Source organism: Caulobacter sp. CCUG 60055 (genome assembly GCF_022750545.1).
Lineage (GTDB): Bacteria > Pseudomonadota > Alphaproteobacteria > Caulobacterales > Caulobacteraceae > PUIC01.
Genome location: NZ_PUIC01000007.1, coordinates 87,396 through 110,374 on the forward strand (window position 1 = coordinate 87,396; position 22,979 = coordinate 110,374).

23 protein-coding genes and 3 tRNA genes are annotated in these 22,979 nt (G+C 70.5%); 22 read left to right on the forward strand and 4 right to left on the reverse strand.

Going from position 1 to position 22,979, the window contains the following annotated elements; translation table 11 throughout:
* Nucleotides 1-153 precede the first annotated feature (153 nt).
* The 4 genes from C5708_RS11850 to C5708_RS11865 all read left to right on the forward strand — a co-directional run bounded on the left by C5708_RS11850 (nucleotide 154) and on the right by C5708_RS11865 (nucleotide 6,340).
* Nucleotides 154-2,211: a M13 family metallopeptidase gene (locus C5708_RS11850; protein ID WP_242921349.1), complete on the forward strand. Its 2,058-nt coding sequence runs from the start codon at nucleotides 154-156 to the stop codon at nucleotides 2,209-2,211.
* A complete protein-coding gene (locus C5708_RS11855) occupies nucleotides 2,208-3,512 on the forward strand; it encodes an amidohydrolase (protein ID WP_242921351.1) in 1,305 nt (434 codons plus the stop codon). The genes C5708_RS11850 and C5708_RS11855 overlap by 4 nt, the downstream gene beginning before the upstream one ends.
* Nucleotides 3,513-3,652: 140 nt before the next feature.
* Nucleotides 3,653-5,755, forward strand: a complete 2,103-nt coding sequence (locus C5708_RS11860) for a TonB-dependent siderophore receptor (RefSeq protein ID WP_242921353.1) — start codon at nucleotides 3,653-3,655, stop codon at nucleotides 5,753-5,755.
* Nucleotides 5,756-5,893: 138 nt separating this feature from the next.
* Nucleotides 5,894-6,340 carry a hypothetical protein gene (locus tag C5708_RS11865; RefSeq protein WP_242921355.1) on the forward strand — a complete coding sequence of 149 codons (447 nt, stop codon included), beginning with the start codon at nucleotides 5,894-5,896 and terminating at the stop codon, nucleotides 6,338-6,340.
* 216 nt (nucleotides 6,341-6,556) lie between these two features.
* Here C5708_RS11865 and C5708_RS11870 read toward each other — a convergent pair.
* Nucleotides 6,557-6,631, reverse strand: a tRNA-Thr gene (locus C5708_RS11870).
* A gap of 357 nt (nucleotides 6,632-6,988) precedes the next feature.
* Between C5708_RS11870 and murA the strand changes: the two genes are divergently transcribed.
* From murA to C5708_RS11900, 6 genes are read left to right on the forward strand one after another with little or no spacing between them, the layout of a single operon-like run.
* Nucleotides 6,989-8,278 carry a UDP-N-acetylglucosamine 1-carboxyvinyltransferase gene (gene murA / locus C5708_RS11875; RefSeq protein WP_242921357.1) on the forward strand — a complete coding sequence of 430 codons (1,290 nt, stop codon included), beginning with the start codon at nucleotides 6,989-6,991 and terminating at the stop codon, nucleotides 8,276-8,278.
* 7 nt (nucleotides 8,279-8,285) lie between these two features.
* Nucleotides 8,286-8,726 carry a DUF2948 family protein gene (locus tag C5708_RS11880; RefSeq protein ID WP_242921359.1) on the forward strand — a complete coding sequence of 147 codons (441 nt, stop codon included), beginning with the start codon at nucleotides 8,286-8,288 and terminating at the stop codon, nucleotides 8,724-8,726.
* 21 nt (nucleotides 8,727-8,747) lie between these two features.
* Nucleotides 8,748-9,959, forward strand: coding sequence for a chromate efflux transporter (gene chrA / locus C5708_RS11885; RefSeq protein ID WP_242921361.1), 1,212 nt, complete (start codon nucleotides 8,748-8,750; stop codon nucleotides 9,957-9,959).
* Nucleotides 9,960-10,018: 59 nt separating this feature from the next.
* Nucleotides 10,019-11,302, forward strand: a complete 1,284-nt coding sequence (gene hisD, locus C5708_RS11890; RefSeq protein ID WP_242921363.1) for a histidinol dehydrogenase — start codon at nucleotides 10,019-10,021, stop codon at nucleotides 11,300-11,302.
* Complete coding sequence (locus tag C5708_RS11895; RefSeq protein WP_242921365.1) at nucleotides 11,295-11,771, forward strand: UPF0262 family protein; 477 nt, start codon at nucleotides 11,295-11,297, stop codon at nucleotides 11,769-11,771. The genes hisD and C5708_RS11895 overlap by 8 nt, the downstream gene beginning before the upstream one ends.
* Before the next feature lie 2 nt (nucleotides 11,772-11,773).
* Complete coding sequence (locus C5708_RS11900; RefSeq protein WP_242921367.1) at nucleotides 11,774-12,226, forward strand: low molecular weight phosphatase family protein; 453 nt, start codon at nucleotides 11,774-11,776, stop codon at nucleotides 12,224-12,226.
* A 1-nt stretch (nucleotide 12,227) separates the two neighbouring features.
* Here the strand turns inward: C5708_RS11900 and C5708_RS11905 are convergent, their stop codons facing one another.
* Nucleotides 12,228-13,172 (reverse strand): LysR family transcriptional regulator, encoded by a 945-nt coding sequence (locus C5708_RS11905; RefSeq protein WP_242921369.1) that lies wholly within the window; start codon nucleotides 13,170-13,172, stop codon nucleotides 12,228-12,230.
* Between the two features lie 119 nt (nucleotides 13,173-13,291).
* Between C5708_RS11905 and C5708_RS11910 the strand changes: the two genes are divergently transcribed.
* The 9 genes from C5708_RS11910 to C5708_RS11950 all read left to right on the forward strand — a co-directional run bounded on the left by C5708_RS11910 (nucleotide 13,292) and on the right by C5708_RS11950 (nucleotide 19,049).
* The gene (locus C5708_RS11910) at nucleotides 13,292-14,011 is read left to right on the forward strand and encodes an SDR family oxidoreductase (protein WP_242921371.1); all 720 of its coding nucleotides are present in this window, start codon (nucleotides 13,292-13,294) and stop codon (nucleotides 14,009-14,011) included.
* 159 nt (nucleotides 14,012-14,170) lie between these two features.
* A complete protein-coding gene (gene infA, locus C5708_RS11915) occupies nucleotides 14,171-14,389 on the forward strand; it encodes a translation initiation factor IF-1 (protein ID WP_004617696.1) in 219 nt (72 codons plus the stop codon).
* Between the two features lie 64 nt (nucleotides 14,390-14,453).
* Entirely contained in the window at nucleotides 14,454-15,077 is a 624-nt protein-coding gene (locus C5708_RS11920; protein ID WP_242921373.1) for a Maf family nucleotide pyrophosphatase, read from the forward strand.
* Nucleotides 15,074-16,123: a ribonuclease E/G gene (locus tag C5708_RS11925; RefSeq protein ID WP_242921376.1), complete on the forward strand. Its 1,050-nt coding sequence runs from the start codon at nucleotides 15,074-15,076 to the stop codon at nucleotides 16,121-16,123. Before C5708_RS11920 ends, C5708_RS11925 begins: the two co-directional genes overlap by 4 nt.
* Nucleotides 16,120-16,293 (forward strand): DNA gyrase inhibitor YacG, encoded by a 174-nt coding sequence (yacG, locus tag C5708_RS11930; protein ID WP_242921378.1) that lies wholly within the window; start codon nucleotides 16,120-16,122, stop codon nucleotides 16,291-16,293. Before C5708_RS11925 ends, yacG begins: the two co-directional genes overlap by 4 nt.
* A 118-nt stretch (nucleotides 16,294-16,411) precedes the next feature.
* A tRNA-Phe gene (locus C5708_RS11935) sits at nucleotides 16,412-16,487 on the forward strand.
* Between the two features lie 484 nt (nucleotides 16,488-16,971).
* Nucleotides 16,972-17,871, forward strand: coding sequence for a MotA/TolQ/ExbB proton channel family protein (locus C5708_RS11940; protein ID WP_242921380.1), 900 nt, complete (start codon nucleotides 16,972-16,974; stop codon nucleotides 17,869-17,871).
* Between the two features lie 6 nt (nucleotides 17,872-17,877).
* Nucleotides 17,878-18,312 (forward strand): biopolymer transporter ExbD, encoded by a 435-nt coding sequence (locus C5708_RS11945; protein WP_242921382.1) that lies wholly within the window; start codon nucleotides 17,878-17,880, stop codon nucleotides 18,310-18,312.
* An 11-nt stretch (nucleotides 18,313-18,323) separates the two neighbouring features.
* Nucleotides 18,324-19,049 carry an energy transducer TonB gene (locus C5708_RS11950; RefSeq protein ID WP_242921384.1) on the forward strand — a complete coding sequence of 242 codons (726 nt, stop codon included), beginning with the start codon at nucleotides 18,324-18,326 and terminating at the stop codon, nucleotides 19,047-19,049.
* Nucleotides 19,050-19,134: 85 nt separating this feature from the next.
* On the opposite strand, the gene C5708_RS11955 is transcribed toward C5708_RS11950, so the two are convergent.
* Nucleotides 19,135-20,016 carry an alpha/beta fold hydrolase gene (locus tag C5708_RS11955; protein WP_242921386.1) on the reverse strand — a complete coding sequence of 294 codons (882 nt, stop codon included), beginning with the start codon at nucleotides 20,014-20,016 and terminating at the stop codon, nucleotides 19,135-19,137.
* A gap of 162 nt (nucleotides 20,017-20,178) precedes the next feature.
* On the opposite strand from C5708_RS11955, the gene C5708_RS11960 reads away from it, so the two are divergent.
* Both C5708_RS11960 and C5708_RS11965 read left to right on the forward strand, forming a co-directional pair.
* A tRNA-His gene (locus C5708_RS11960) sits at nucleotides 20,179-20,255 on the forward strand.
* A gap of 127 nt (nucleotides 20,256-20,382) precedes the next feature.
* On the forward strand, nucleotides 20,383-20,829 hold the full coding sequence (locus C5708_RS11965; protein ID WP_242921388.1) for a hypothetical protein: 447 nt from the start codon (nucleotides 20,383-20,385) through the stop codon (nucleotides 20,827-20,829).
* Between the two features lie 28 nt (nucleotides 20,830-20,857).
* Here the strand turns inward: C5708_RS11965 and C5708_RS11970 are convergent, their stop codons facing one another.
* Nucleotides 20,858-21,229, reverse strand: coding sequence for a hypothetical protein (locus tag C5708_RS11970; protein ID WP_242921390.1), 372 nt, complete (start codon nucleotides 21,227-21,229; stop codon nucleotides 20,858-20,860).
* A gap of 235 nt (nucleotides 21,230-21,464) precedes the next feature.
* On the opposite strand from C5708_RS11970, the gene C5708_RS11975 reads away from it, so the two are divergent.
* A complete protein-coding gene (locus tag C5708_RS11975; RefSeq protein ID WP_242921392.1) occupies nucleotides 21,465-22,967 on the forward strand; it encodes an NAD(P)/FAD-dependent oxidoreductase in 1,503 nt (500 codons plus the stop codon).
* Nucleotides 22,968-22,979 lie beyond the last annotated feature (12 nt).

Genomic DNA, 22,979 nt, shown 5'->3' on the forward strand with positions numbered 1-22,979 from the left:
GCAACCACCGCGCGCCCGGTCCTGTTCGGAAACCCATTCGGGCGCCGCCCGGCTAGCTTGACCGTCGGCCATAGAAGTCGGGCCGGACGCATGACGCTGGCCGGCGCGTCCAGTCGAGGCGCCCGCCATGGGCCGCATTGGGGGGAAAAGAGCGTGAAGAAACTCTCCGGACTGCTCGTCGGCGCGGCGATGATCTCGAATGCGATGGCGGGGGGCTTGCCTACGGGCGCCCGCGCCGAGACGGGCGCCGGCCAGGTTCTGCGGTCGGGGATCGAGCGCGCCAACATCGATCCCTCGGTTCGTCCCGGAAACGACCTCTTCGGCTACGTCAACGGGACCTGGCTCAAGGCGACCAAGGTTCCGGACAACAAGGCCTCGTACGGCGCGGCCGAGATCGTGGCCGACCGGGTTCAGGACGACATGAAGGCGATCTTCGAGCAGGCCGCCGCCGCCGCCCGCACCACGCAGAACTCCGATCAGCAGAAGATCGGCGACCTCTACTCGTCCTATCTGGACCTGCCGGGCCGGGCCGCCCGGGGACTAACGCCCCTGCGCGAGGAGTTCGCGCGGATCGACGCCATCGCCGACCGGTCGGCGATCGCCGGGCGCCTGGGCTATGCGATCCGGGCGGGCTACGCCGCGCCGTTCCGGCTGGAGGTCCGCGCCGACCCGGCCGCGCCCAGCCAGTACGCGATCTTCATGTGGCAGTCGGGACTGGGGTTGCCGGACCGCGCCTACTACCTGCAGCAGGACGCCGAGGCCCAGGGGCTCCGCAAGCAGTACCGCGACTATGTCGCGCAGATGTTCGCCAAGGCGGGGGCGGCCGATCCGGCCCGCGCGGCCGACGCGGTGCTGGCGGTCGAGACCCGGCTGGCCGAGGGCCAGTGGTCCAAGGAGGACAGCCGCGACATCAGCAAGATCATCAACCGTCTCGACGACGCCGAGCTGAGCGCCCTGACCCCCGGGTTCGACTGGCGGGCCTATGAGCGCGGCGCGGCGATCGGACGCCAGGCGCACCTGGTGGTGATCCAGCCCAGCTATCTGACGGCCCTGGCCAAGGCGCTGAACGAGGTCAGCCTGGACGACTGGAAGGCCTATCTGAAGTGGTGCGTGCTCAACAGCACGGCCGACCGGCTGACCGAGGACCTGGACCGGGGCAAGTTCGCCTTCTACGGCGCGGTGCTGCAGGGAACGCAGGAGCCGCCGCCGCTGTGGCGGCGCGCGGTGGCGGCGGTCAGCGATTCGACCGGCGAACTGGCCGGCCGGTTCTATGTCGAGCGGCGGTTTCCGCCGCAGGCCAAGGCGCGCATGCAGGAGATCGTCCGCCGCCTGCTCAAGGCCTACGACCAGAGCTTCGACGACCTCGACTGGATGACGCCGCAGACCCGCCTGCGGGCGCGGGAGAAACTGTCGAAGATGACCGTGAAGATCGGCTATCCCGACCGCTGGCGCTCCTACGCCGCCCTGACGATCCGTCCCGACGACCTGTTCGGAAACCTCAAGCGGGCGGCGCAGTTCAATCACGACGTCCTGGTCGGCAAGCTGGGCCGCCCGGTCGACAAGACCGCCTGGGAGGTCCCTCCGCAGATCGTCGACGCCGAATACGATCCGCTGACCAACGCCATCGTGTTCCCGGCGGGCATCCTGCAGCCCCCGTTCTATGACGGCGCGGCCGACGACGCGGCGATCTACGGCGGCGTCGGGGCGGTGATCGGCCACGAGATCGGCCACGCCTTCGACGACGAGGGCAACCATTTCGACGGCGACGGCGCCGTGGCCGAATGGTGGACCGACAAGGACAGGGCCGAGTTCGAGAAGCGGACCCAGGCGCTGGTCCGCCAGTACGACGGCTTCACCATCGCCGACGGCCTGCACGTCAACGGCGGTTTCACGCTGGGCGAGAACATCGGCGACCTCGGCGGGGTGGGGATCGCCTACCGGGCCTATCGCGCCTCGCTCGACGGCCGGCCCGCGCCGGTGATCGACGGCCTGACCGGTGACCAGCGCTTCTTCATGGGCTGGGCCCAGGTGTTCATGACCAAGATCCGCCCGGAGGCCGAGCGCCAGGAGGCCGCCACCGATCCGCACGCCCCGGCGCGGTTCCGCGTCAACGGGGTGGTGCGCAACATCCCCGGCTTCTACGAAGCCTTCGGCGTCAAGCCGGGGGACGCCCTCTACCTTGCGCCGGAACAGCGCGTGAGGATCTGGTGAGCGCGGTCATGCGGCGCCTGCCGCCGGCCGCCTCGCTGGTCCTGGCCCTGCTCGCCGTCCCGGCCCACGCCGCCGCGCCGGCGGCCGGGACGGTGCTGGCGGCCGACTATCCGCGCCTCCAGGCGCTGTACGAGGACATGCACCGCAATCCCGAGACCGGGTTCCAGGAGACCCGCACCGCCGCCCGGCTGGCGCGGGAGATGCGCGCCCTGGGCTTCGAGGTGACCGAGCACCTCGGCGGGACCGGCGTGGTGGCGGTCTATCGCAACGGCCCGGGCCCGGCGGTCATGGTCCGGACGGAGCTCGACGGGCTGCCGATGGCCGAGAAGACCGGCCTGGCCTACGCCAGCAAGGCGGTGGCGACGGTGGACGGCGTCAGGACGCCGGTCGCCCACGCCTGCGGGCACGACATCCATATGGCCGCCTGGGTCGGCGCGGCCCAGGCCCTTGTGGCGCGCAAGGACCAGTGGAGCGGCGTCCTGGTGTTCGTGGCCCAGCCGGACGAGGAGGGCGACCGCGGCGCCCGCGCCATGCTGGCCGACGGCCTGTTCACCCGTTTTCCCAAGCCGGACTACGCCCTGGCCCTGCACGTGACGCCGGCGGCCTACGGGACGATCGGATATCGGGCCGGGCCGGCCATGGCGGCGTCCGACACCTTGGAGATCGTCTTCCACGGGCGGGGCGGCCATGGCGCGGCGCCGCAGCTGACCATAGACCCGATCATGGTCGCCGCCCGCTTCGTGGTCGACTTGCAGGCGGTGCTCGGCCGCGAGAAGGACCCCAGCGAGTTCGGCGTGATCAGCATCGGCGCGATCCATGGCGGCTCGGCCGGCAACATCATTCCCGACACGGTGAGCCTGGTCGGAACGGTCCGCAGCTACAGCCCGGCCGTCCGCGACGTCCTGATCCGCGGCGTCGAGCGCACGGCCAGGGCCAGCGCCGATATGGCCGGCGCCCAGGCCCCGCAGGTGACGGTCCGCGACGGCCTGGGCCCGGTGGTCAACGACGTCGCTCTGACGACGCGGTTGGCCGGCGTGCTGACGGCGGCCTTCGGCGACCGGGTGTCGGTGAACCCGCCGATCACCGGCAGCGAGGACTTCTCGGAGTATGGCAAGGCGGGCGTGCGCTCGTTCTATTTCACCATCGGCGGGGCGGACCCGGCGCGGGTCGCGGCGGCTGCGGCCGGCGGCGCGCCGGTTCCCGGCAACCACTCGCCCCTTTTCGCCCCCACGCCCGAGCCGACCATCCGCACCGGCGTCGAGGCGATGACGCGGCTGGCGCTCGACCTCCTGCGCCGGTGAGACGCCGGCGCAGGGCGCTCGCTGTTCGCGACGGGGCTGCGTCGCGCTGAACTGTCGAATGTATATGATAATGAATTTGACAATCATTCTCATATACGGCCAAGAAGCACCCCTTGAAGCCGGGCTTATCGGGGGCGGACATGGCGTTGAGGATGGTGCTGCTGGCGGGCGTGTTCGCGTCGGCGTCGGCTTGTTGGGACAGGGCGTCGGCGGCCGAGCTCGACGACGAGGCCGACGGGCGCAACACGGTCGCCGGCGTGGTGGTCACCGCGCGCGCCGCTAAGAGCCCGCAGCTCCAGGTCACCGACAGCGGCGCGCTGGGCGCCCGCTCGCTGCTGGACACGCCCTATTCGATCACGGTGGTCAACGCCGACGACATCGAGAAGCGGCAGGCGAACTCGATCGGCCAGGTGTTCATGAACGACCCGGCGGTGTTCTCCTCCGCGCCCTCGGGGACGGTGAACTGGTGGGGCACGCAGATACGCGGCCTGGGAGTGCGCAACTACTACATCGATAACGTGCCGCTGCTGCTCTACTGGGGCGGCGACTTCCCGCTGGAGGGCGTCGAAAGCGTCCAGGCGCTCAAGGGCCTGACCGGCTTCATGTACGGCTTCGGCGCCCCCGGCGGCGTCATCGCCTACAAGACCAAGCGGCCCACCGCCGAGCGCTTGCTCTCCACCGAGATCGGCTACCGCAACGACTCGGTGCTGCGCGGCCACGTCGACGCCGGCGGCCGGCTCGGCCCGGAGGGGCGGCTCGGCTATCGGGCGAACCTCGCCGTCGAGAACGGCGACGCCTATAACGGCGCGGGGATCGACCGGCTGGTCGGCGCGCTGGCGCTCGACTACGCGGTCACGCCCGACCTGCAGTGGCGGGCGAGCCTCACCTCCGAGACCAGCGACCTCAAGCATGAGCCGCTGCAGTTCTATTGGTCCGCCTATGCCGGCGCCCGGCCGCCTCGGGTCACCTACGACTACGACAACCTGCTGGTCGACAACGCCAACTACAGGTCCGACACCCTGGCCTTCTCGACTGGGCTGAACTGGCGTTTCGCCCAGGGCTGGAGCGCCGACCTCACCTACGGCTACACCCGCAAGAAGCACCGCTCGAACAAGATGTTCGCCAACCTCCTCAACGCGGCGGGCGACTACCGGGGCTATGTCTACAATTTCGCCGAGACCGACCAGAACACCTTCGTCCAGGCGATGGTCGAGGGCGAGTTCCGCACCGGGCCGCTGCGGCATACGATCGTCGCGGGCGTGTCCAATCTGAACAGCCCGTCCGACTTCGGCGACAACTCGTACTGGAGCAACGACTTCAACGGGAACATCTATCGGCGGCAGCCGTTCCGCGCCTCCCGCGCCGTCGACTACCGCACCGAGGGCGGCCCGTCGGAGGAGCGCCAGACGGCGGCGTTCATCAGCGACACGGTGCGTCTCGGGGCCAACTGGCAGGCGATCCTGGGCCTGCGCCATACCCGCTACGAGCTGGACAGCGGCCCGGTCGCCGCTCCCGGCTATCGGACCACCGCCGTCACCCCGACCGTGGCGCTGATCTACAAGCCGGCGGAGCATGTCTCGATCTACGGCAGCTACGCCGAATCGCTGGAGGGCGGCACGCGCGTCGCCGGCCGCTACGCCAACGCCGGCGAGGTGCTGGGGGCGACGGTGAGCAAGCAGTACGAACTGGGCCTGAAGTACGAGCATGGCGGGTTGAGCTTCGCCGGGGCCGGCTTCCGCATCGAGCGCGGCGCGAACATCGAGCAGACCGTCGGAGACAAGCTCTACCTGCGCCAGGACGGTCTCACGCGTTATGACGGCCTGGAGTTCAGCGGCGCCTACCGCTTGAGCCAGGCGCTGCGCGTCGGCCTCGGCGCGCTGTTCCTTTCGCCGAGCATCGAGGACGTGTCGGCGGGGCAGGAGGCCCTGAAGGGGAACGTCCCGTCGGGGGCGCCGCGCCGCCAGTACGTGGCCAACGCCGAATACGCCGTGCCGGCGGTGGAGGGGCTCAGCCTGCACGGCTCGGTCCGCTACTTCGGTGCGACGCCGACCACCGACGACAACAGCCTGTTCCTGCCGGGCAGGACGCTGGTCAATGTCGGCTTCCGCTACGAGACGCTGGTCGGCGGCCGGCGCACGGCCTTCACCGGCAACGTCAACAACCTGTTCAACGAGAAGTACTGGGACCTGACCAATGTCGGCGAGGGCGTCAACGGCGCCCTTGGCGTGAAGGTCTATTGGTAGCCGCCTCCTGTCGGGGCGGCGGTTCCGGCGAACACGCCCGCAGCGTGTCTCAAGGCGCGCAATCCCCCCAAATGCTCGCAAGGGGCGTCTTCCTCATTGCGTCGCGAGGTGCGGCGCGATCCGGACGGGAGGCGTCAAATGCGCGGATTTGCTGTCTTGGTCGCTTTGCTTGCGTCTTTTGGCTTTGTCGATTCCGCCAAGGCGTTCACGCCGGGCGGAGCGTTTGTGCTGACGGGGGTGCTCAACCGTGATCTCGGCGGCGCCGGCGTCCTTGGCTGCATCTTCACCATGAAGGTCAAGGGCGACCAGATAACGGACGTGAAGATCAGTCGCGGAGCCTTCAATTGTCCGGCGTTCACGGCGTCGAACCTTCCGTGGAGCATCTCGTCGTCGTCGCCGGTGTCGGTGACCATATCGGGAATGACCATAAACTCGGTGATCGTCCCCAACTGCGGCCCCGGAACCGTGAATCTCTACTGGGACAACACCGCGCCCGGGCGCCTCCATTTCAACAACACGTTCTTGCCGCTCAGCTGCATGTACAACGGCGTGCTGAACGCAGGCCCTCCGCAGACGCTGCCGTAATCCGACGGCGAGCCGAGCGGGCGCCCGCCCGTCCGGCGCAGGCCGCGCGCAAGGAACGAGATCGCCCGCACTCGCCGAAGCGCGGAGCGGCGCCGGCGGATCCGGCCGCGTTACACCTTGCGAAGAACGGGGCCAGCCCGATGGCTTGGCGGCGCCAAGTGCGCGCATAATGCGCGCTACCCCCAAAGGGGGAATTCATCAAAATCTTATGGGAGATGGTGCCGCCGGGCAGGATTGAACTGCCGACCTCAGCCTTACCAAGGATGCGCTCTACCACTGAGCTACGGCGGCGACTGAAGAGGTGGGGGCTATAGCGAATGCCGCAGCGAAGGTGAAGCCCAAAATCGACTTGACCGGAGAGATCGGCGGTTTCACCTCGGGACGCATGAGCCGACGCCCGGAAAATCCCCCCGCAAAGGCCCCGCCCGGCTCCGGCCAGGGACGGGAGGCGCGCCTGGCCCAGGCGCTGCGCGCCAATCTGCGCCGCCGCAAGGCCGCTCCGGACAATGTTCCGGAGGCGGATCGCGATTCTGTGACTCCGCCGACTGACGAGTAGAGTTGCGCCCGCTCTTGCGTTCTGTAGAACCCCGCCCTCACATGTGCCGTGGCCGGGGCAGACGGCCCGGGCTGTTCGAGGACGCTGATTTAATGGACCGCATCGCCATCTCCGGCGGCGCGCGGCTGCACGGGGAGATCCCGATCAGCGGCGCCAAGAACTCCGCCATCAAGTTGATGGCCGCCAGCCTGCTGACCGACGAGCCCGTGCGCCTGACCAACATGCCCAGGCTGGCGGACACCCGCTTCCTGGGGATGCTGCTGCGCCGCCTCGGCGTCGAGGTGGTCGAGCGCGACGGCCCCGACGGCCCCGAGACGGTGCTGCACGCGCCGGAGGTGACCAGCGCCTTCGCTCCCTACGATCTGGTGCGCCAGATGCGCGCCTCGTTCAACGTGCTCGGCCCGCTGATCGCCCGCACCGGCCACGCCAAGGTCTCGCTGCCCGGCGGCTGCACCATCGGCGCGCGGCCCGTCGACCTGCACCTGGACGCGCTGAGGGCGCTGGGCGCCCACATCGATCTGCACGAAGGCTATGTCTACGCCCAGGCGCCGCGCGGCCTGACCGGGGCGGAGATCGAGTTCCCCTTCGTCTCGGTGGGCGCGACCGAGCACGCCATGCTGGCCGCCGTGCTGGCGCATGGCGTGACCGTGCTGAAGAACGCCGCCTGCGAGCCGGAGATCGGCGACCTGGCCAACTGCCTCAACGCCATGGGCGCCCGCATCGAGGGCGTCGACACCGCGACCCTGACCATCACCGGCGTCGCCCGGCTGAAAGGCGTCACCCACTCGGTGATCCCCGACCGCATCGAGACCGGCACCTACGCCGTGGCGGCGGCGATGGCCGGCGGCGAGGTGCGCCTGACCCGCACCCGCAGCGACTTCATCCAGACCCTGCTCGACAAGATCGAGGAGGCGGGCGCCGACGTCGCCCACACCAACGACGGCGTGATCATCAAGCGCAACGGCGCGCGGCTGCGCGCGGTGGACGTCGAGACCGATCCCTTCCCGGGCTTCGCCACCGACCTCCAGGCCCAGTTCATGGCCCTGATGACCATGGCCGACGGCGAGAGCGTGATCCGCGAGACGGTGTTCGAGAATCGTTTCATGCACGTGCCCGAGCTGGCGCGGCTGGGCGCCGACATCGCCGTGTCCGGCCGCGAGGCGCGGGTGCGCGGGGTCGAGCGGCTGGAGGGCGCGCCGGTGATGGCCACCGACCTGCGCGCCTCGGTCAGCCTGGTGATCGCCGGGCTGGCGGCGCGGGGCGAGACCACGGTCAACCGGGTCTATCACCTCGACCGCGGCTTCGAGCGGCTGGAAGAGAAGCTCAGCGCCTGCGGGGCGCAGATCCGCCGCATCAAGGGCGACGGCGACGACGAGGAGTAGGGACAGGATGTCGACGGCCAGACCGCTGCAGCTTCTCGCGCAGGACGAGGAAGACCTCGGCGTGCTGTCGGCCGCGCTGCAGGACGCCGTGGCCAAGATCGGCGACATCTCCTACGAGGCCGCCGCGCGGCGGCTGACCCTGACCTTCAACCGGTTCCGCTGGGAGGCGGGGGCCGCCGGCGACGCCGCGGCCGGCGAGCGGGTCCGCTGCGGGCTGCAGTTCGGCTGCGTGCTGGGCGTGCAGGCCCGCAACCTGCGCCGCGAGCCCAAGAACGCCGTGGTCGAGCTCCTGGCCCTGACCTTCGTTCCCGGCGAGGCGCCCGGCGGGGTGGTCAGCCTGGCCTTCGCCGGCGGCGGCGACCTGCGGGTCGAGGTCGAATGCATCGAGGCGGCCCTGGCCGACCTCTCGGCGCCCTGGCCGACCAGGCACGCGCCGGCGCACGGCTAGGCGCGTCCGGGGGGGCGGGGCATGACTTCGACCGGCGCCCCGGCCGCCGCCAAGGGATCCTGGGGCGAGGTGTTCCTGGCCTTCCTGGGCCTGGGCCTCACCGCGTTCGGCGGGCCGATCGCCCATCTGGGCTATTTCCGAGAAGCGTTCGTCGTCCGGCGCGGATGGCTGAGCGAGGCGGCCTACGGGGACATCGTCGCCCTCTGCCAGTTCCTGCCTGGGCCGGCCAGCAGCCAGACGGCCCTGGCGCTGGGGCGGCTGCGGGCCGGCTACGGCGGAGCCTTCGCCGCCTGGCTGGGGTTCACGGCGCCCTCGGCGGTCCTGATGATCCTGTTCGCCTATGTCGCGCCGCAGGCCTCGCGGTGGATCGGCGGCGGCTGGGTCCACGGGCTGAAGATCGCCGCTGTGGCCGTGGTGGCCCAGGCGGTGCTGGCGATGGGCCGGATCCTGGCCCCGGACCGGCCGCGGGCGGCCCTGATGGTCGCCGCCGCCGTGCTGAGCCTGGCGTGGGCTTCGCCTCTGAGCCAGTTCGCCTGTCTGGCGGCGGGCGCGGCGGTCGGGGCCATGCGGCTGCGCGCGGTCGGCGAGGGCGGGGCGTCGGGGTCGCCGTCCGTCGCCGGGCGACGGCGGGTCGGCGCGGCGTGGCTGGCGCTGTTCGCGGCGCTGCTTGTCGCCGGGCCCTTGCTGGCCGGCCTGACCGGCGATCACGGCCTCGACCTGTTCGCGCGTTTCTTCAGGACCGGCGCGCTGGTGTTCGGCGGCGGCCACGTGGTCCTGCCCCTGTTGCGGGCCGAGGTCGTCCGGCCGGGCTGGATCGACCAGGACGCCTTCCTCGCCGGCTATGGGGCGGTCCAGGCCGCGCCTGGGCCGCTGTTCACCTTCGCGGCCTATCTGGGGGCGGCCATGCGCCCGGCGCCGAACGGCGTGGCCGGCGGGCTGCTCTGTCTGGCGGCGATGTTCCTGCCGTCGTTCTTGCTGGTGTTCGGCGCCTGGCCGTTCTGGGAGCGCGTGCGCCGGTTCGCCGCGGCGCAGGGCGCGCTGCGCGGCGCCAACGCGGCGGTGACGGGCCTTCTGCTGGCGGCGCTGTACGATCCCCTGTGGACCGGCGCCATCCAGGCGCCGAAGGACGCCGCCGTCCTGGCGGTCGCGGCGGGGTTGCTGCTGGCCTTCCGGGCGCCGCCCTGGGTCGTGACCCTGTTCTGCGCGGCGGCCGGCGCGATCACGGCGGGCTAGCCGAGGCCGGCGCGCTTATTTGGTCTTGCGCTTCGGCGCAGAACCGGGATGAAGACGGCATGCGCCGCTTTAACGTCCAAGACCCCGCCTTCGACGCTGCGTTCCAGGCCTTCCTGGACGAGCGGCGCGGCTCGCCGGCCGATGTCGACGCGGCGGTGGCGGAGATCCTCGACGCCGTGCGGACCGAGGGGCTGGCGGCTGTGCTGCGGTTCGCCGAGCGTTTCGACAAGGTCCGCCTGACCGAAGCCACCATCCGCGTCACGCCCGAGGAGATCGACGCCGGGGCGGCCGAGTGCCCGGCCGAGGTGCGCGAGGCCATCGCCTTCGCCGCCCAGCGCATCCGCGCCTATCACGAGCGCCAGCGGCCGGCCGACCAGCGCTTCGTCGACGAGGCGGGGGTCGAGCTGGGCTGGCGCTGGACGCCGCTGGAGGCCGTGGGCGTCTATGTGCCGGGCGGCCGGGCGGCCTATCCCTCGACGGTGCTGATGAACGCGGTGCCCGCCGCGGTCGCCGGGGTCGACCGCATCGCCATGGTCACGCCGCCGGGCCGGCTGCAGCCGGCGGTGCTGGCGGCGGCCAAGGCGGCCGGCGTCACCGAGGTCTGGCGTGTCGGCGGCGCCCATGCGGCGGCGGCCCTGGCCTATGGCGCCGGGCCCATCGCGCCGGTGGACAAGATCGTCGGTCCCGGCAACGCCTACGTCACCGCCGCCAAGCGCCGCCTCTATGGCGTGGTCGGCATCGACGCCCTGGCCGGCCCCTCCGAGATCGTGGTGGTGGCCGACGCCGCCAACGACCCGGAATGGATCGCCGCCGACCTGTTGTCCCAGGCCGAGCACGACCCGGCCGCCCAATCCATCCTCATCACCGACGACGAGGCCTTCGCCGCCGCCGTCGAGGCCGCCGTCGCGCGCCAGCTGACGGTGCTGGCCACCGGCCAGGACGCCGCCGCGTCCTGGCGCGACCACGGCGCGGTGATCATCGCGCCGCTGGACGCCTCGCCCCGCCTGGTCGACCTGATCGCGCCCGAGCACGTCGAGTTCGCGGTGGACGAGCCCGAGCGCCTGGCCGACCGCGTGCGTCACGCCGGGGCGATCTTCCTGGGCCGGCTGACGCCGGAGGCCATCGGCGACTATGTGGCCGGCTCGAACCATGTGCTGCCCACCAGCCGCGCCGCGCGGTTCTCGTCGGGCCTGTCGATCTACGACTTCATCAAGCGAACCTCGATCGTGAAGTGCGACGCCGCCGCCTTCGCCAGGCTCGGCCCGCCGACCGTGGCCCTGGCCGACGCCGAGGGCCTGCCCGCCCACGCCCGCTCCGCCGCCGTCAGGCTGGGCCATGGTTGAGGATCGCGCGCGGCATCACCTGCAGTCGGTCGTCATCGACGAGGCCTCGCTGGCCTCGGCGTCGCGCGACCAGGAGCATGAGCGGCAGGTCGCCATCTTCGACCTGCTCGAGGAGAACTATTTCGAACCCGACGGCTCCGCCGGCGGGCCGTACGACCTGACCGTCGGCCTGGTGGACAATCGGCTGTCGCTGGATATCCGCGGCCCTGGCTATGAGCGCGGCCACCTGTTGTCGCTGTCGCCCCTGCGCGGCGTCATCAAGGACTATTTCCTGGTCTGCGAGAGCTATTACGACGCCATCCGCAACGCTTCGCCCGCCCAGATCGAAGCCTTGGACATGGGGCGGCGCGGCCTGCACAACGAAGGCTCGTCCCTGCTGCGGGCGCGGCTGGACGGCAAGGTCAAGACCGACCTCGACACCGCCCGCCGCCTGTTCACCCTGATCTGCGCGCTGCACTGGCGGGGGTAGGCTTGGCGGTCGAGCTCCCCGGCGCCGTCCTGTTCGCCTGCAACTTCAATCGCGTGCGCTCGCCGATGGCCGAGGCGATGATGAAGCTGCGGTTCGGCGACCGCGTCTTCGTCGACAGCTGCGGCCTGAAGCGCGACGGCGGCGAGGCCGACCCCTTCGTCCTGGCCGCCCTGGACGAGGTGGGCGTCGACCTGGCCCGGCACCGCTCGAAGACCTTCGACGACCTGGAGGACGGCTCGTTCGACCTGGTCATCTCGCTGACCCCCGAGGCGCACCACCGCGCCGTCGAGCTGTCGCGCGGCCGCGCCGCCGAGATCGAGTACTGGCCGACCCTCGACCCGACCCTGGCGTCCGGTTCGCGCGAACAGATGCTCGACGCCTATCGGCAGGTCCGCGACGGCCTGCAGGACCGCATCCTCGGCCGCTTCGGCCGGCCGGCCACCTTCGGCGGCTAGGTCACGCCGGCGGCAGCGCCACGCAGCGGGCCTTGTCGGCCGAGGTCGAGATGGCGACGACGAAGTCGAGGAAGCGCCGCACCTTGGCCGGCGGCATGCGCCGCGACGGGTGGTAGGCGTAGATCGGGAACAGCTCCTCGCTCCAGTCGGGGAACAGCTCGACCAGCCGGCCGTCGGCCAGCCAGTCGCCCATGCCCAGCGCCGTGAACTGGGCCACGCCCTGGCCGGCGATGCAGGCGCCGATGGCGGTGGCGGCGTCGTCGAGCAGGAGGGGGCCGTCGACCTCGACCTTGAGCACCTGGCCGTCGCGATGGAACTCCCACTCGAAAGGGCGGCCGGTGGCGGGGGCGCGGAACAGGATGCAGGTGTGGCCGTCGTCGGCCAGGGCCTGCGGCGTCGCCGGCCGGCCGCGCCGGGCGATGTAGCCGGGCGAGGCGACGGTCAGGATGCGCGTGCGCAGCAGCAGGCGCGCGATCAGCGACGACGGTTCCGGCTCGCCCATGCGCACGCCGATGTCGAAGCCTTCGGCCACGAGGTCGCCGGGATGGATCGACGCCGACAACTCCAAGGACAGGTCGGGGAAGGCGGCCAGGAACTCGCCGATGCGCGGGGCCAGGACCAGGCGCGAGAAATAGGGGTCGACCTTGACCCGCAGCCGTCCCCTGGGTTCGGCCACGGCGCCGCCGGCCTGGATGGCCGCGTCCTCCAGGCCCCGCAGCAGGGGCGCGACCTCTTCATAGAAGCGCCGGCCCTCGTCGGTCAGGACGACGGCGCGCGGGGTGCGGTCGAGCAGCCTGACCCCGACGCGCTGCTCCAGGCGGGCGACGGCGCGGCTGACGCCGGACTGGCTGAGGCCCAGGCTCTCGCCGGCGCGCACGAAGCTGCCGGCCTCGACCACCGCCGCCAGGACGCTGATTCCGCTGAGCAGGCGACCGTCGAAGGGCATGCGTCACCATGATCTGAACGCATCATAGAGCTGACAAAGATGCGTTCGCGTCAAGGTCGCTTCGCCGCGATGGTGTGTCCGCAGCCGCGAGGGCTGCCGACGGCGTTGGAGTGTGGATCATGCGATTCGCGGACAAGAGAATCTGGGTGTTGGGCGGCGGCTCCGGCATCGGGCTGGCGGTGGCCCAGGCGGCGGCGCGGGAGGGCGGGGCGGTGACCATCGTCGCCCGCCGGCCGGAGCGCCTGGATGCGGCCCTGGCCGTGCTGCCCGACGGGGCTGACGGGCATGTGGCCGACCTGGCGGACGAGGCCCAGACCGCCGCGCTGTTCGCCAGGGCCGAGCCGTTCGACCATCTGGTGTTCACCGCCGGCGACGCCCTGCAGGTCGGCGCGGTCGGCGAGACCGATCTGGCGGCGGCGCGGGCGGCCTACGACGTGCGGGTGTGGGGCGCGCTCGCCGCGGCCAAGCACGCCGCGCCGCACATCCGGCCCGGCGGGTCGGTCACGTTGACGACCGGCGTCGCCGGCCGCCGGCCGATGAAGGGCTGGGCGGTGGCGGCCGGGGTGTGCGGGGCGATCGAATCCCTGGCGCGGGGGCTGGCGCTGGAGCTGGCGCCGCTGCGGGTGAACGCCGTCGCGCCCGGCCTGGTGCGCACCCCGTTGTGGGACCCGATGCCGGCGCAGGAGCGCGAGGCGGTGTTCGCCCATGTCGGCGCCGGCTTGCCGGTCGGCCGGGTCGGCGAGGCCGACGACCTGGCCAAGGCCTATCTCTATCTGATGGAAGGGGGCTACAGCACCGGACAGACCGTCGTGGTCGACGGCGGCGGCGTTCTGGTCTAGAGCCCGCATGGCCCGGTCGGGACGAGCGCCATCGACGCGGCTGACTTGACTGAGGTATACTGACCGTCACAGAGCACGGCTCGCGGCCTGATTCGGCGCGGGCCGTCTTTGCATTTGCGCGTGGCGACCGTCGCGGCGCGCTGTCCCGAGAGAGGCCGTATGGCGAAAGAAGAACTGTTGGAATTCCCTGGCACGGTCAGCGAACTGCTGCCGAACGCCACGTTCCGCGTGAAACTTGAGAACGATCACGAAATCATCGCCCACACCGCCGGCAAGATGCGCAAGAACCGCATCCGCGTGCTGGCGGGCGACAAGGTCCTGGTCGAGATGACCCCTTACGACCTGACCAAGGGCCGCATCACCTACCGCTTCAAGTAAGGTCCGGCTTGACTGGACCTGCGACCTCGACGGGCGTCCTCGGGCGCCCGATGGCGGGCCGGCCGTGAGCGCCGCCGCCGACAGGGACGCCGGGAAGGCGTCCGCTTCCGCCTCAGCGCCCCTGGTTCTCGCCAGCGCCAGCCCGCGCCGGCTCGATCTGCTGCGGCAGATCGGCGTCGAGCCCGACCGCGTCGACCCGGCCGACATCGACGAGACCCCGCATCCGGGCGAACTTCCGCGCCGCCTCGCCGTCCGCCTGGCCGAGGCCAAGGCCCAGGCCGCGGCGGCGCGCAACGCCGGCGCCTTCGTCATCGGCTCCGACACCGTGGTCGCGGTGGGCCGGCGCATCCTGCCCAAGGCCGAAACCGAGGCCGAGGCGCGCGATTGCCTGTCGCTGCTGTCGGGACGGGCCCACCGCGTGCTCACCGGCGTGGCCGTGGCCTCGCCCGAGGGGCGTTGCGTCGTGCGGCTCAGCGAGACCCGTCTGCACTTCAAGCGGCTGACCCGCGACGAGGTCGAGGCCTATGTCGCCGGCGGCGAATGGCGCGGCAAGGCCGGAGGCTACGGCGTCCAAGGCCGGGCCGGCGCCTTCGTCATCAGCCTGCAAGGCTCCTACAGCGCCGTCGTCGGCCTGCCGCTCTACGAGACCGCGACCCTGCTGGAAGGGCTGGGCTGGCGGCGCCCGTGAGCGGGCGGCGGCTGCTCCTCGACGACGGCCCGGGCGAGGCCCGCGGCGTGGTCCTGCTGGACGGGCGGCCCGAGCGGCTGTTGATCGAACGCGCCGACGATTCGCCCATGCAGCGGCTGGGCGCCCGCATCGTCGCCCGCGTCCGGCGGGTCGAACGGGCCATGGCGAGCGCCTTCCTCGACCTGGGGGAGGGGCCGGACGCGGTCCTGGCCCTGGCGGGCGACGCCGCCGACGTGACCGAGGGCGCCTGGATCGAGATCGAGATCGCCGGCGAGGCCCGCCACGGCAAGGGCGCGACGGCGCGTCTCGTCGGCCATGCCGACGGGCCCCAACGGCTGACGGCGCCGGCGCCGTCCCTAAACGACCGGCTGAGGACCTTCGCCCCCGGGGCGGCGATCGAGCAGGGCGCGGTCGCCCGCGACGCCGCCGACGCCGCCGAGGCCGCCGTCCTGGCCGTCGTCCACCCCTTGCCCGGCGGCGGCTCCCTGGCCGTCGAGCCCACCCGGGCGCTGACGGCGGTCGACGTCGATCTCGGCGCGCGGGCCGGACGCGGCGGCGACGCCCGCCGTGCGGCGCGGGCCGCCAACCTCGCCGCCATCGCCGAGACCGCACGCCTGTTGCGGCTCAAGGGGCTCGGCGGACTGGTCGTCATCGACCTGGCCGGCAAGGGCCACGACGGCGCGGCGATGTCGGCCCAGGCCAAGGCGGCGTTCGCCGCCGACGGCGCGGGCGTCGTCATCGGCCCGATCAGCCGCTTCGGCGCGCTGGAGCTGGTCGCGCCGCGCACAGGGCGGCCGACGGCCGAGCGGCTGTGCGATCCCGACGGGCGTCTGTCGGCGGCGACGGCGGCCCTGCGGCTGCTGCGGGCGCTGGAGCGCGAGGGGCGGGCCGATCCCGGCGGGCGGCTGAGCGCGCGCTGCTCGACCGAGGTCGAGGCCGCGGCGCGACCCTATATAGACAGCCTGACCGCCCGCATCGGCCCGCGCTTCGCCCTGGTCGGAGAGGCGGGCCGGGCGCGCGAGGACATGGAAGTGAGCACGGCATGAGCAAGGCCTGCCCGATTTGCGACAAACCCGCCGACCCGGCCTACCGGCCGTTCTGCAGCAAGCGTTGCGCCGACGTCGACCTGCAGCGCTGGTTGACCGGCGGCTACGCCATCCCGGCGGTCGAGGGGGACGACGACGGCGAGGAGCGGCGGGTTTCCGACGACGTCTGACGAAAAGCGCTGGAACCTGCAAAGGGGCGCTGGACAGCGTCTGACGGCTCACCTATAGACGGCGCCTCCGCGGTCCACGCGGGCTGGACGCCCCCTTCACGGGCCGTCCCCTTTACGGGCCTGGGTAGCTCAGTTGGTAGAGCAGCGGATTGAAAATCCGCGTGTCGGTGGTTCGATTCCGCCCCCAGGCACCATTTCCCCGTCGTCGCCTTCCTTCACGCCAAGCCCGGGCGCGTTACGGATAACGCGTCATGTTGCGATGCAGCGCAGCTCTCAGCCTGAGCGCGAAAAACATGCGCATGGTCCCTTAACTTCTCATTGTGCACTGCAAAACGATCGCCGTTCCGCGCTTCCGGGAGGTAAAGAATTGCGTTTGGAGGCTCTTGACGGTGCGAAAATGGATTGCCAAAGGACCATCGTCGCAAGTCTAACATTGCGGTAAGACTTCGCTTGCTGCGGTTCGTCCGTCGGCTCGCGGAGTCGTCATGCGCCTTCGAAGCGCAGCCTTGGTCCGCAAGGGGCGGGGCGGCGGTACGGGTCGCAAAGCGATAGCGGTTCCGGGGTTTTTGGGTCCGATCCGTCGGTCCTCGGCCCCGGGCTTATTTCAGTAGGGTGGAGACGCTCTCGCGCGACGACCCTCGGTCCAAACGTGCTAGACCAATCAGGAACTGGCGACAGATGCTCGACAACAAACGAACGACCCCTTTCATCGCTCTGCTCGGCGCCGTCGCGCTGATGACGAGCGCGCCGGCCTTCGCTCAGAACGCCGACCAAAAACCGGCCGCCGCCGCCGCGGCCCCCGCCGCCGCTCCGGCCGCCGCTCCCGCTCCGGCCGCTGACGCCGCCCCCGCTCCGGCCGCCGACGAGGCCCCGGGCAAGATCAAGGGCGCCGGCAAGCTGACCCCGGTCGAAATGTTCCTCAACGCCACCCCGGTGGTGAAGGTGGTCATGATCGGCCTGCTGCTGGCCTCGGTCTTCTCGTGGACCCTGCTCATCACCAAGCTGTTCGAGTTCGGCGGCCTGAACCGTGAATCGAACAAGTTCCTCGAAGCCTTCCGCGGCGCCAAGTCGATCTCCGAAATGGGCAAGATCGCTTCGTCGGAGGAATTCGAAGGCAACCCGCTGGCCGACATGGCCGCCGCGGCCGCCTCGGAAGTGGAACTGTCCCGCCAGGCGGGCCTGCAAGTGGCCGGCGCTCACCGCGACTCGACCATCCTGCGCGCCTCGACCGCGGTTTCGGCGGTTCAATCGACCCTGGCCAAGCGCCTGTCGAACGGCATGACCTTCCTGGCCTCGGTCGGTTCGTCGGGTCCGTTCATCGGTCTGTTCGGCACCGTCTACGGGATCATGAACTCGTTCATCGGCATCGCGAACACCAACACGACCAACCTGGCCGTCGTCGCCCCCGGCATCGCCGAAGCGCTGCTGGCCACCGGCATCGGTCTGTTCGCCGCTATCCCGTCGGTTATCTTCTACAACTTCTTCCAGACCCGCATCTCCGCCTACGGCGTGCGCTCGGAAGGCTTCGTTGCGGAACTGATGAACGCCATCTCGCGGCAGCTCGACAAGGGGGCCTAACACACAATGGCCGCCAAACTCGCAGGGTCTGGGGGCGGTAGTAACCAAATCGAGCAAAACAGCGAAATCAATGTCACGCCTTTCGTGGACGTGATGCTGGTTCTCCTGATCATCTTCATGGTGGCCGCGCCTTTGGCCTCCGTGTCGGTGAAAGTCGATCTACCGCCGGCGGTGGCGAAAGCCTCACCGAACCCGCCCAAACCGGTCTACATCTCGATCCAGAAGTCGGGCGAAGTCTTCATCGGCGACAGCTCGACCTCTGTGGATACGTTGGGTGCGGATCTGAAAACGAACATCGGCAAACGCGACCCAGCCAAAGAGCGTATCTTCATCCGCGCAGACAAGGAGACGCTCTACGGCGACTTCATGGGTGTGATGAACGCGCTCCAGGACGCGGGTTTCTATAGCGTGGCGCTGATCGGCGAAGATCATAACAAGTAGGGCTCGCGGACATGGCTGAAGCACAGCAAACCCACGAGCATCACTATGATCCGCTCACCGCCGACCATCGCCCGCGCCGCCGTAAGAACCCCGGCGTGTACATTGGCGTGGCCATTGCGATCCTGGCGCACGTGGGCCTCTTCTTCTACCTGTGGAAGGTGAAGTTCGAGGTTCACTACAAGGAGTACTCGGACGAAGCGACGAAGGTCGAACTGGTGGCTCCGCCGCCGCCGCCTCCGCCGCCGCCTCCGCCGCCTCCGCCGCCGGCCAACCAGCCGCCGCCGCCGCCGGCGCTGCAGCCCCGTCCTCCGGCCCCCGTGCCGCTCGACGTGCCTGCGCCGCCGCCGCTGCCGGTCCCGCCGGTTGAGACGCCGCGTCCGGCTCCTCCGCCGGTCGTCGCCACGGCTCCGCCGGCTCCGCCGGCTCCGCCGCGCGCCTCGATCATTACGAACCCGACCTGGGAACGTAAGCCGACCGGGGACGACATGGCCCGCTACTACCCCGAGCGCGCTCAGCGCATGGAGAAGGGCGGTTCGGCGACCATCCAGTGTACGGTCACCGCCAAGGGCACCGTGACCGCCTGCTCGGTGGTTTCGGAAGAACCGGCCGATTTCGGCTTCGGCGAGGCGGCTCTCAAGCTGTCGCGTCTGTTCAAGATGAAGCCGAAGACGGAGGATGGCGCCCCCGTCGAGGGCGGCACGGTGCGGATCCCGCTCCGGTTCGTCGTCCCGCAATAAGATCCGTCGCCTCAGACGTTTCTGCACCCCGGAGGGAAACCTCCGGGGTGTTTTGCATTTCCGGGCCGTCGTCGGCCGAAGCGGCCTAGGTCAGGCCCTTGAGGTCCAGCCACGCGGCCAGTCGGCGGTTGACCTCTTCCGGGGCTTCCTGCTGCACCCAGTGCGACACGCCGGGCAGGCGTTCGAGGGTGAAGTCCTCGACATAGGGGCCGTAGCCCTCGGTCAGCTCCAGGCCCAGCGCGGCGTCCTCCTCGCCCCAGATCATCAGGACCGGCGTGCCTTTGATCGGCGGCGTGTCTCCCGGCCGCCAGCGGCCGAGGCGCGTGAAGTTGGCGCGATAGTAGTTGATCATCGCCGTCATCGCTCCCGGGCGCAGGGCGTTGCTGCGATAGTGGTCGAGGACCTCGGGCGGAAAGCGGCTCTTGTCGACAGCCATGTCCAGGAAGGCCCGGCCCACCGCCCGCGCGCCGCGAGCGGTGAGCGCCGCCTCCGGCAACCAGGGCGTCTGAAAGAAGAACACGTACCAGCTGCGCCGCCATTGGCCGAAGCCAGACCGCATGGCCCGGACATAGACCGCCGGGTGCGGCACGTTCATGATCACCAGGCCGTCCAGGGGGGCGGCCTTCTCGATGGCCAGGGCCCAGGCGATCAGCGCGCCCCAGTCGTGGGCGATCAGCAGGCGCCGGCGCGCGCCGAGCGCCTCGAACATGCCGGCGACGTCGGCGACCAGGGTCTCGATTCGATAGGCCGAGCGTCCGAGCGGCCGGTCGCTGTCGCCATAGCCGCGCAGGTCCGGGGCCACGGCCCGCCATCCTCGTTCGGCCAGCAGCGGCAATTGACGCCGCCATGAGCGGCGGCTCTCGGGAAACCCATGCAGGAAAAGGGCGACATCCTCGCCGTCGCCCATCTCGTCGGTCGCGAACGACAGGCCGTTCGCGACGATTCGGCCCTGGCGTATCGCGTCCATGCGGCGGCTCCCCGGAGGTTTCCGTCCAGCATGGCCGCCGCGCCGTCGCCGGACAACCCGTCCCGCCGGCCCGCCCGCCGCGCGAGGCGACGCGGTCGGCTTCAGCTTCGGCTTGATCCGCGGGCTGGGTCCGACTATTACAGCCGCTCGCTGTTTCAGCGCGCCGCCTTAGCTCAGTTGGTTAGAGCGCCAGATTGTGGCTCTGGAGGTCTCCCGTTCGATCCGGGAAGGCGGTACCATCTCGAAATCCCACATGAAGAACGACATTGGGCAGACGCCGGCGCGCCGCCGCGTCCCCCCGCGTCGTTTCCGGCCGCGTCTATCCGCGAGAGGGCCCAGCGCCCGCCGTCTTGCGGAGGACATGTCATGAGATTGTGGATGATCGGCGCGGGAGCGGCCCTGTGCGTCGGCGGCGCGCAGGCCGCCGACGCCGCCCAGGTCCAGCCGGTGACGGCGGGGGCGACCACCTTCACGGGATCGGGCGTCGTCAACAACTGCCCCCTGACCCTCGGCGGAACCTTCAACCCCGCCGCCGGGACCGCCTCGATCACCAGCGTGGCCTTCGCGCCCGGCGTCTGCTCGGCCGTGGCCGCGCAGAACCTGCCCTGGACCATGCAGGCCGTATCGACGACGAGCGTCGTCTTCCACGGGGTCCGCCTGCAAAGCTCCATCCTCGGCGTATGCGGTCCGGGCGACCTGACGGCGGCCTGGAACAACACCAGCCACCAGGCCAGCTTCACCGGGCCGCTCAATCCGGGGAATTGTCCGGCCGTCGGCTCGGTGACCGCGCCGGGCGTGCAGGTGATTCCCTGAAGATGACCGGCGAAGGGCGCGGTTCGTCCTAAGGCGCGGCCGCTTCGACCAACGTGGAGCAAACCACGCGGGCGAGGACCCCCGTGGCCTTGACGGGCGGCTCGTAGGGCGCGGCGGGCGGGCTGACGCTGCAGGTCTGGGTCTTCTGGCCGCCGGACGTCGTCTCGGCGATGGCGAAGGGCAGGGGAACCGCGCCGGCGGCGCCGGCCACGCCATAGCCGGCGAGGCTGCACGACACCATGGCCTCGCCCGGTTCGCAGGCCGCGCCCGGCATCTTCTGGCTCCAGCCCCAATAGACCGGCGCGGGCGTGCGCGTGGCCAGCCGATAGCTGTGTTTTTCGCCGCAGCCGGCCAGGGCCGTCGCCGCCAGGGCGAGCGTCAGGATGGTGAGACGAGCCATGCGTTTCCCCCAGGGTTTGCAGGCGCCATGCGACTACAGCCGGCCCGGCGGGTCAATGCGCCAGGCCGGCCGCTCAGGGGCGTTTCGCCGCGCGGACGTAGGGTCGGCAAGGGCTTGCCGAGATGAACCGGCGTAACTTATCTGCATTTAGTTGTTGGCGGGCGGCGATCCTTGCCCCATGCTGCGAACGATTGTTTGACGGCCTCGACAGAAGGCCGGGACGGAGGAGCTGGCGGTGACGGTCGAGCATTTTGACGTTCTGATTGTCGGGGCGGGGCTTTCGGGCGTCGGCGCGGGCTATCACCTGCAGACCAATTGCCCGAACAAGACCTACGCCATCCTGGAAGGCCGCGAGGCCATCGGCGGCACCTGGGACCTGTTCCGCTATCCCGGCATCCGCTCGGATTCGGACATGTACACCCTCGGCTACGCCTTCAAGCCGTGGCGCGAGGCCAAGGCCATCGCCGACGGGCCGTCGATCCTGAGATATGTTCGCGAAACGGCCGCCGAGCACGGCGTCGACCGTCACATCCGCTTTCGCCATCACGTCAAGCGCGCCGCCTGGTCGTCGGCCGACTCGCGCTGGACCGTCGAGGCCGAGCGGGGGCCGGACAAGGAGATCGTCCGCTTCACCTGCGGCTTCCTGTTCATGTGCAGCGGCTATTACGACTACGCCGGCGGCTACACGCCCGACTTCGCCGGGATCGACCAGTTCGAGGGCGACGTCCTGCACCCTCAGAAATGGCCCGACAACTACGACTACGCCGGCAAGCGGGTGGTGGTGATCGGCAGCGGCGCCACGGCGGTGACGTTGGTGCCGGAAATGGCCAAGACCGCCGCGCACGTGGTCATGCTGCAGCGGTCGCCGACCTATGTGGTGTCGCGGCCGGCCGAAGACGCCCTGGCCAACAGCCTGCGCCGCCGCCTGCCGGCCAAGCTGGCCTACGACATCATCCGCTGGCGCAACGTGCTGCTGGGCATGTTCTTCTTCAACATGGCCCGCAAGCGGCCGGAGAAGACCAAGGAGCGCTTGCTGGGCCTGGTGCGCGAGCACCTGGGGCCGGACTACGACGTCGCCACCCACTTCACCCCTCGCTACAATCCCTGGGACCAGCGGCTCTGCCTGGTGCCGGACGCGGACCTGTTCGACGCCATCAAGGCGGGCTCGGCTTCGGTGGTCACCGACCACATCGAGACGTTCACGCCCAAGGGGCTGAAACTGAAGTCCGGCCAGGAGCTGGAGGCCGACATCGTCGTCACGGCCACCGGGCTCAAGATGCAACTGCTCAGCGGCCTGGAGGTCAGCGTCGACGGCGAGCGCGTCGATCTGTCCAAGACCATGAGCTACAAGGGCATGATGTACAGCGGCGTGCCGAACCTGGCCTCGGCCTTCGGCTACACCAACGCCTCCTGGACGCTGAAGTGCGACCTGACCTGCGAGTACATCTGCCGCCTGCTCAACTACATGGACCAGCGCGGCTGGACGCGATGCGCGCCCAAGCCGGACGCCTCGGTCGCCGAGGCGCCGTGGCTGGATTTCTCGTCGGGCTACATCCAGCGCTCGATCGACCAGTTCCCCCGCCAGGGCCTGGTCAAGCCCTGGAAGCTCCATCAGAACTACGCCCTCGATCTGGTGGCGCTGCGGTTCGGCTCCGTCGACGACGGGGTGATGCAGTTCGACGCCCCGAACAAGGCCGGTCTGGCCGCCGCAGCGGATCCCGAGCGCGCGGCCGCCTAGGGCGCCGCGGCC

Coding starts and splice junctions, on each gene's coding strand:
- C5708_RS11860 (WP_242921353.1), top strand. CDS start 3,653: ATGGCGTTGAGGATGGTGCTGCTGGCGGGCGTGTTCGCGTCGGCGTCG.
- C5708_RS11865 (WP_242921355.1), top strand. CDS start 5,894: ATGCGCGGATTTGCTGTCTTGGTCGCTTTGCTTGCGTCTTTTGGCTTT.
- murA (WP_242921357.1), top strand. CDS start 6,989: ATGGACCGCATCGCCATCTCCGGCGGCGCGCGGCTGCACGGGGAGATC.
- C5708_RS11880 (WP_242921359.1), top strand. CDS start 8,286: ATGTCGACGGCCAGACCGCTGCAGCTTCTCGCGCAGGACGAGGAAGAC.
- chrA (WP_242921361.1), top strand. CDS start 8,748: ATGACTTCGACCGGCGCCCCGGCCGCCGCCAAGGGATCCTGGGGCGAG.
- hisD (WP_242921363.1), top strand. CDS start 10,019: ATGCGCCGCTTTAACGTCCAAGACCCCGCCTTCGACGCTGCGTTCCAG.
- C5708_RS11895 (WP_242921365.1), top strand. CDS start 11,295: ATGGTTGAGGATCGCGCGCGGCATCACCTGCAGTCGGTCGTCATCGAC.
- C5708_RS11905 (WP_242921369.1), bottom strand. CDS start 13,172: ATGCCCTTCGACGGTCGCCTGCTCAGCGGAATCAGCGTCCTGGCGGCG.
- C5708_RS11910 (WP_242921371.1), top strand. CDS start 13,292: ATGCGATTCGCGGACAAGAGAATCTGGGTGTTGGGCGGCGGCTCCGGC.
- infA (WP_004617696.1), top strand. CDS start 14,171: ATGGCGAAAGAAGAACTGTTGGAATTCCCTGGCACGGTCAGCGAACTG.
- yacG (WP_242921378.1), top strand. CDS start 16,120: ATGAGCAAGGCCTGCCCGATTTGCGACAAACCCGCCGACCCGGCCTAC.
- C5708_RS11940 (WP_242921380.1), top strand. CDS start 16,972: ATGCTCGACAACAAACGAACGACCCCTTTCATCGCTCTGCTCGGCGCC.
- C5708_RS11945 (WP_242921382.1), top strand. CDS start 17,878: ATGGCCGCCAAACTCGCAGGGTCTGGGGGCGGTAGTAACCAAATCGAG.
- C5708_RS11950 (WP_242921384.1), top strand. CDS start 18,324: ATGGCTGAAGCACAGCAAACCCACGAGCATCACTATGATCCGCTCACC.
- C5708_RS11955 (WP_242921386.1), bottom strand. CDS start 20,016: ATGGACGCGATACGCCAGGGCCGAATCGTCGCGAACGGCCTGTCGTTC.
- C5708_RS11965 (WP_242921388.1), top strand. CDS start 20,383: ATGAGATTGTGGATGATCGGCGCGGGAGCGGCCCTGTGCGTCGGCGGC.
- C5708_RS11970 (WP_242921390.1), bottom strand. CDS start 21,229: ATGGCTCGTCTCACCATCCTGACGCTCGCCCTGGCGGCGACGGCCCTG.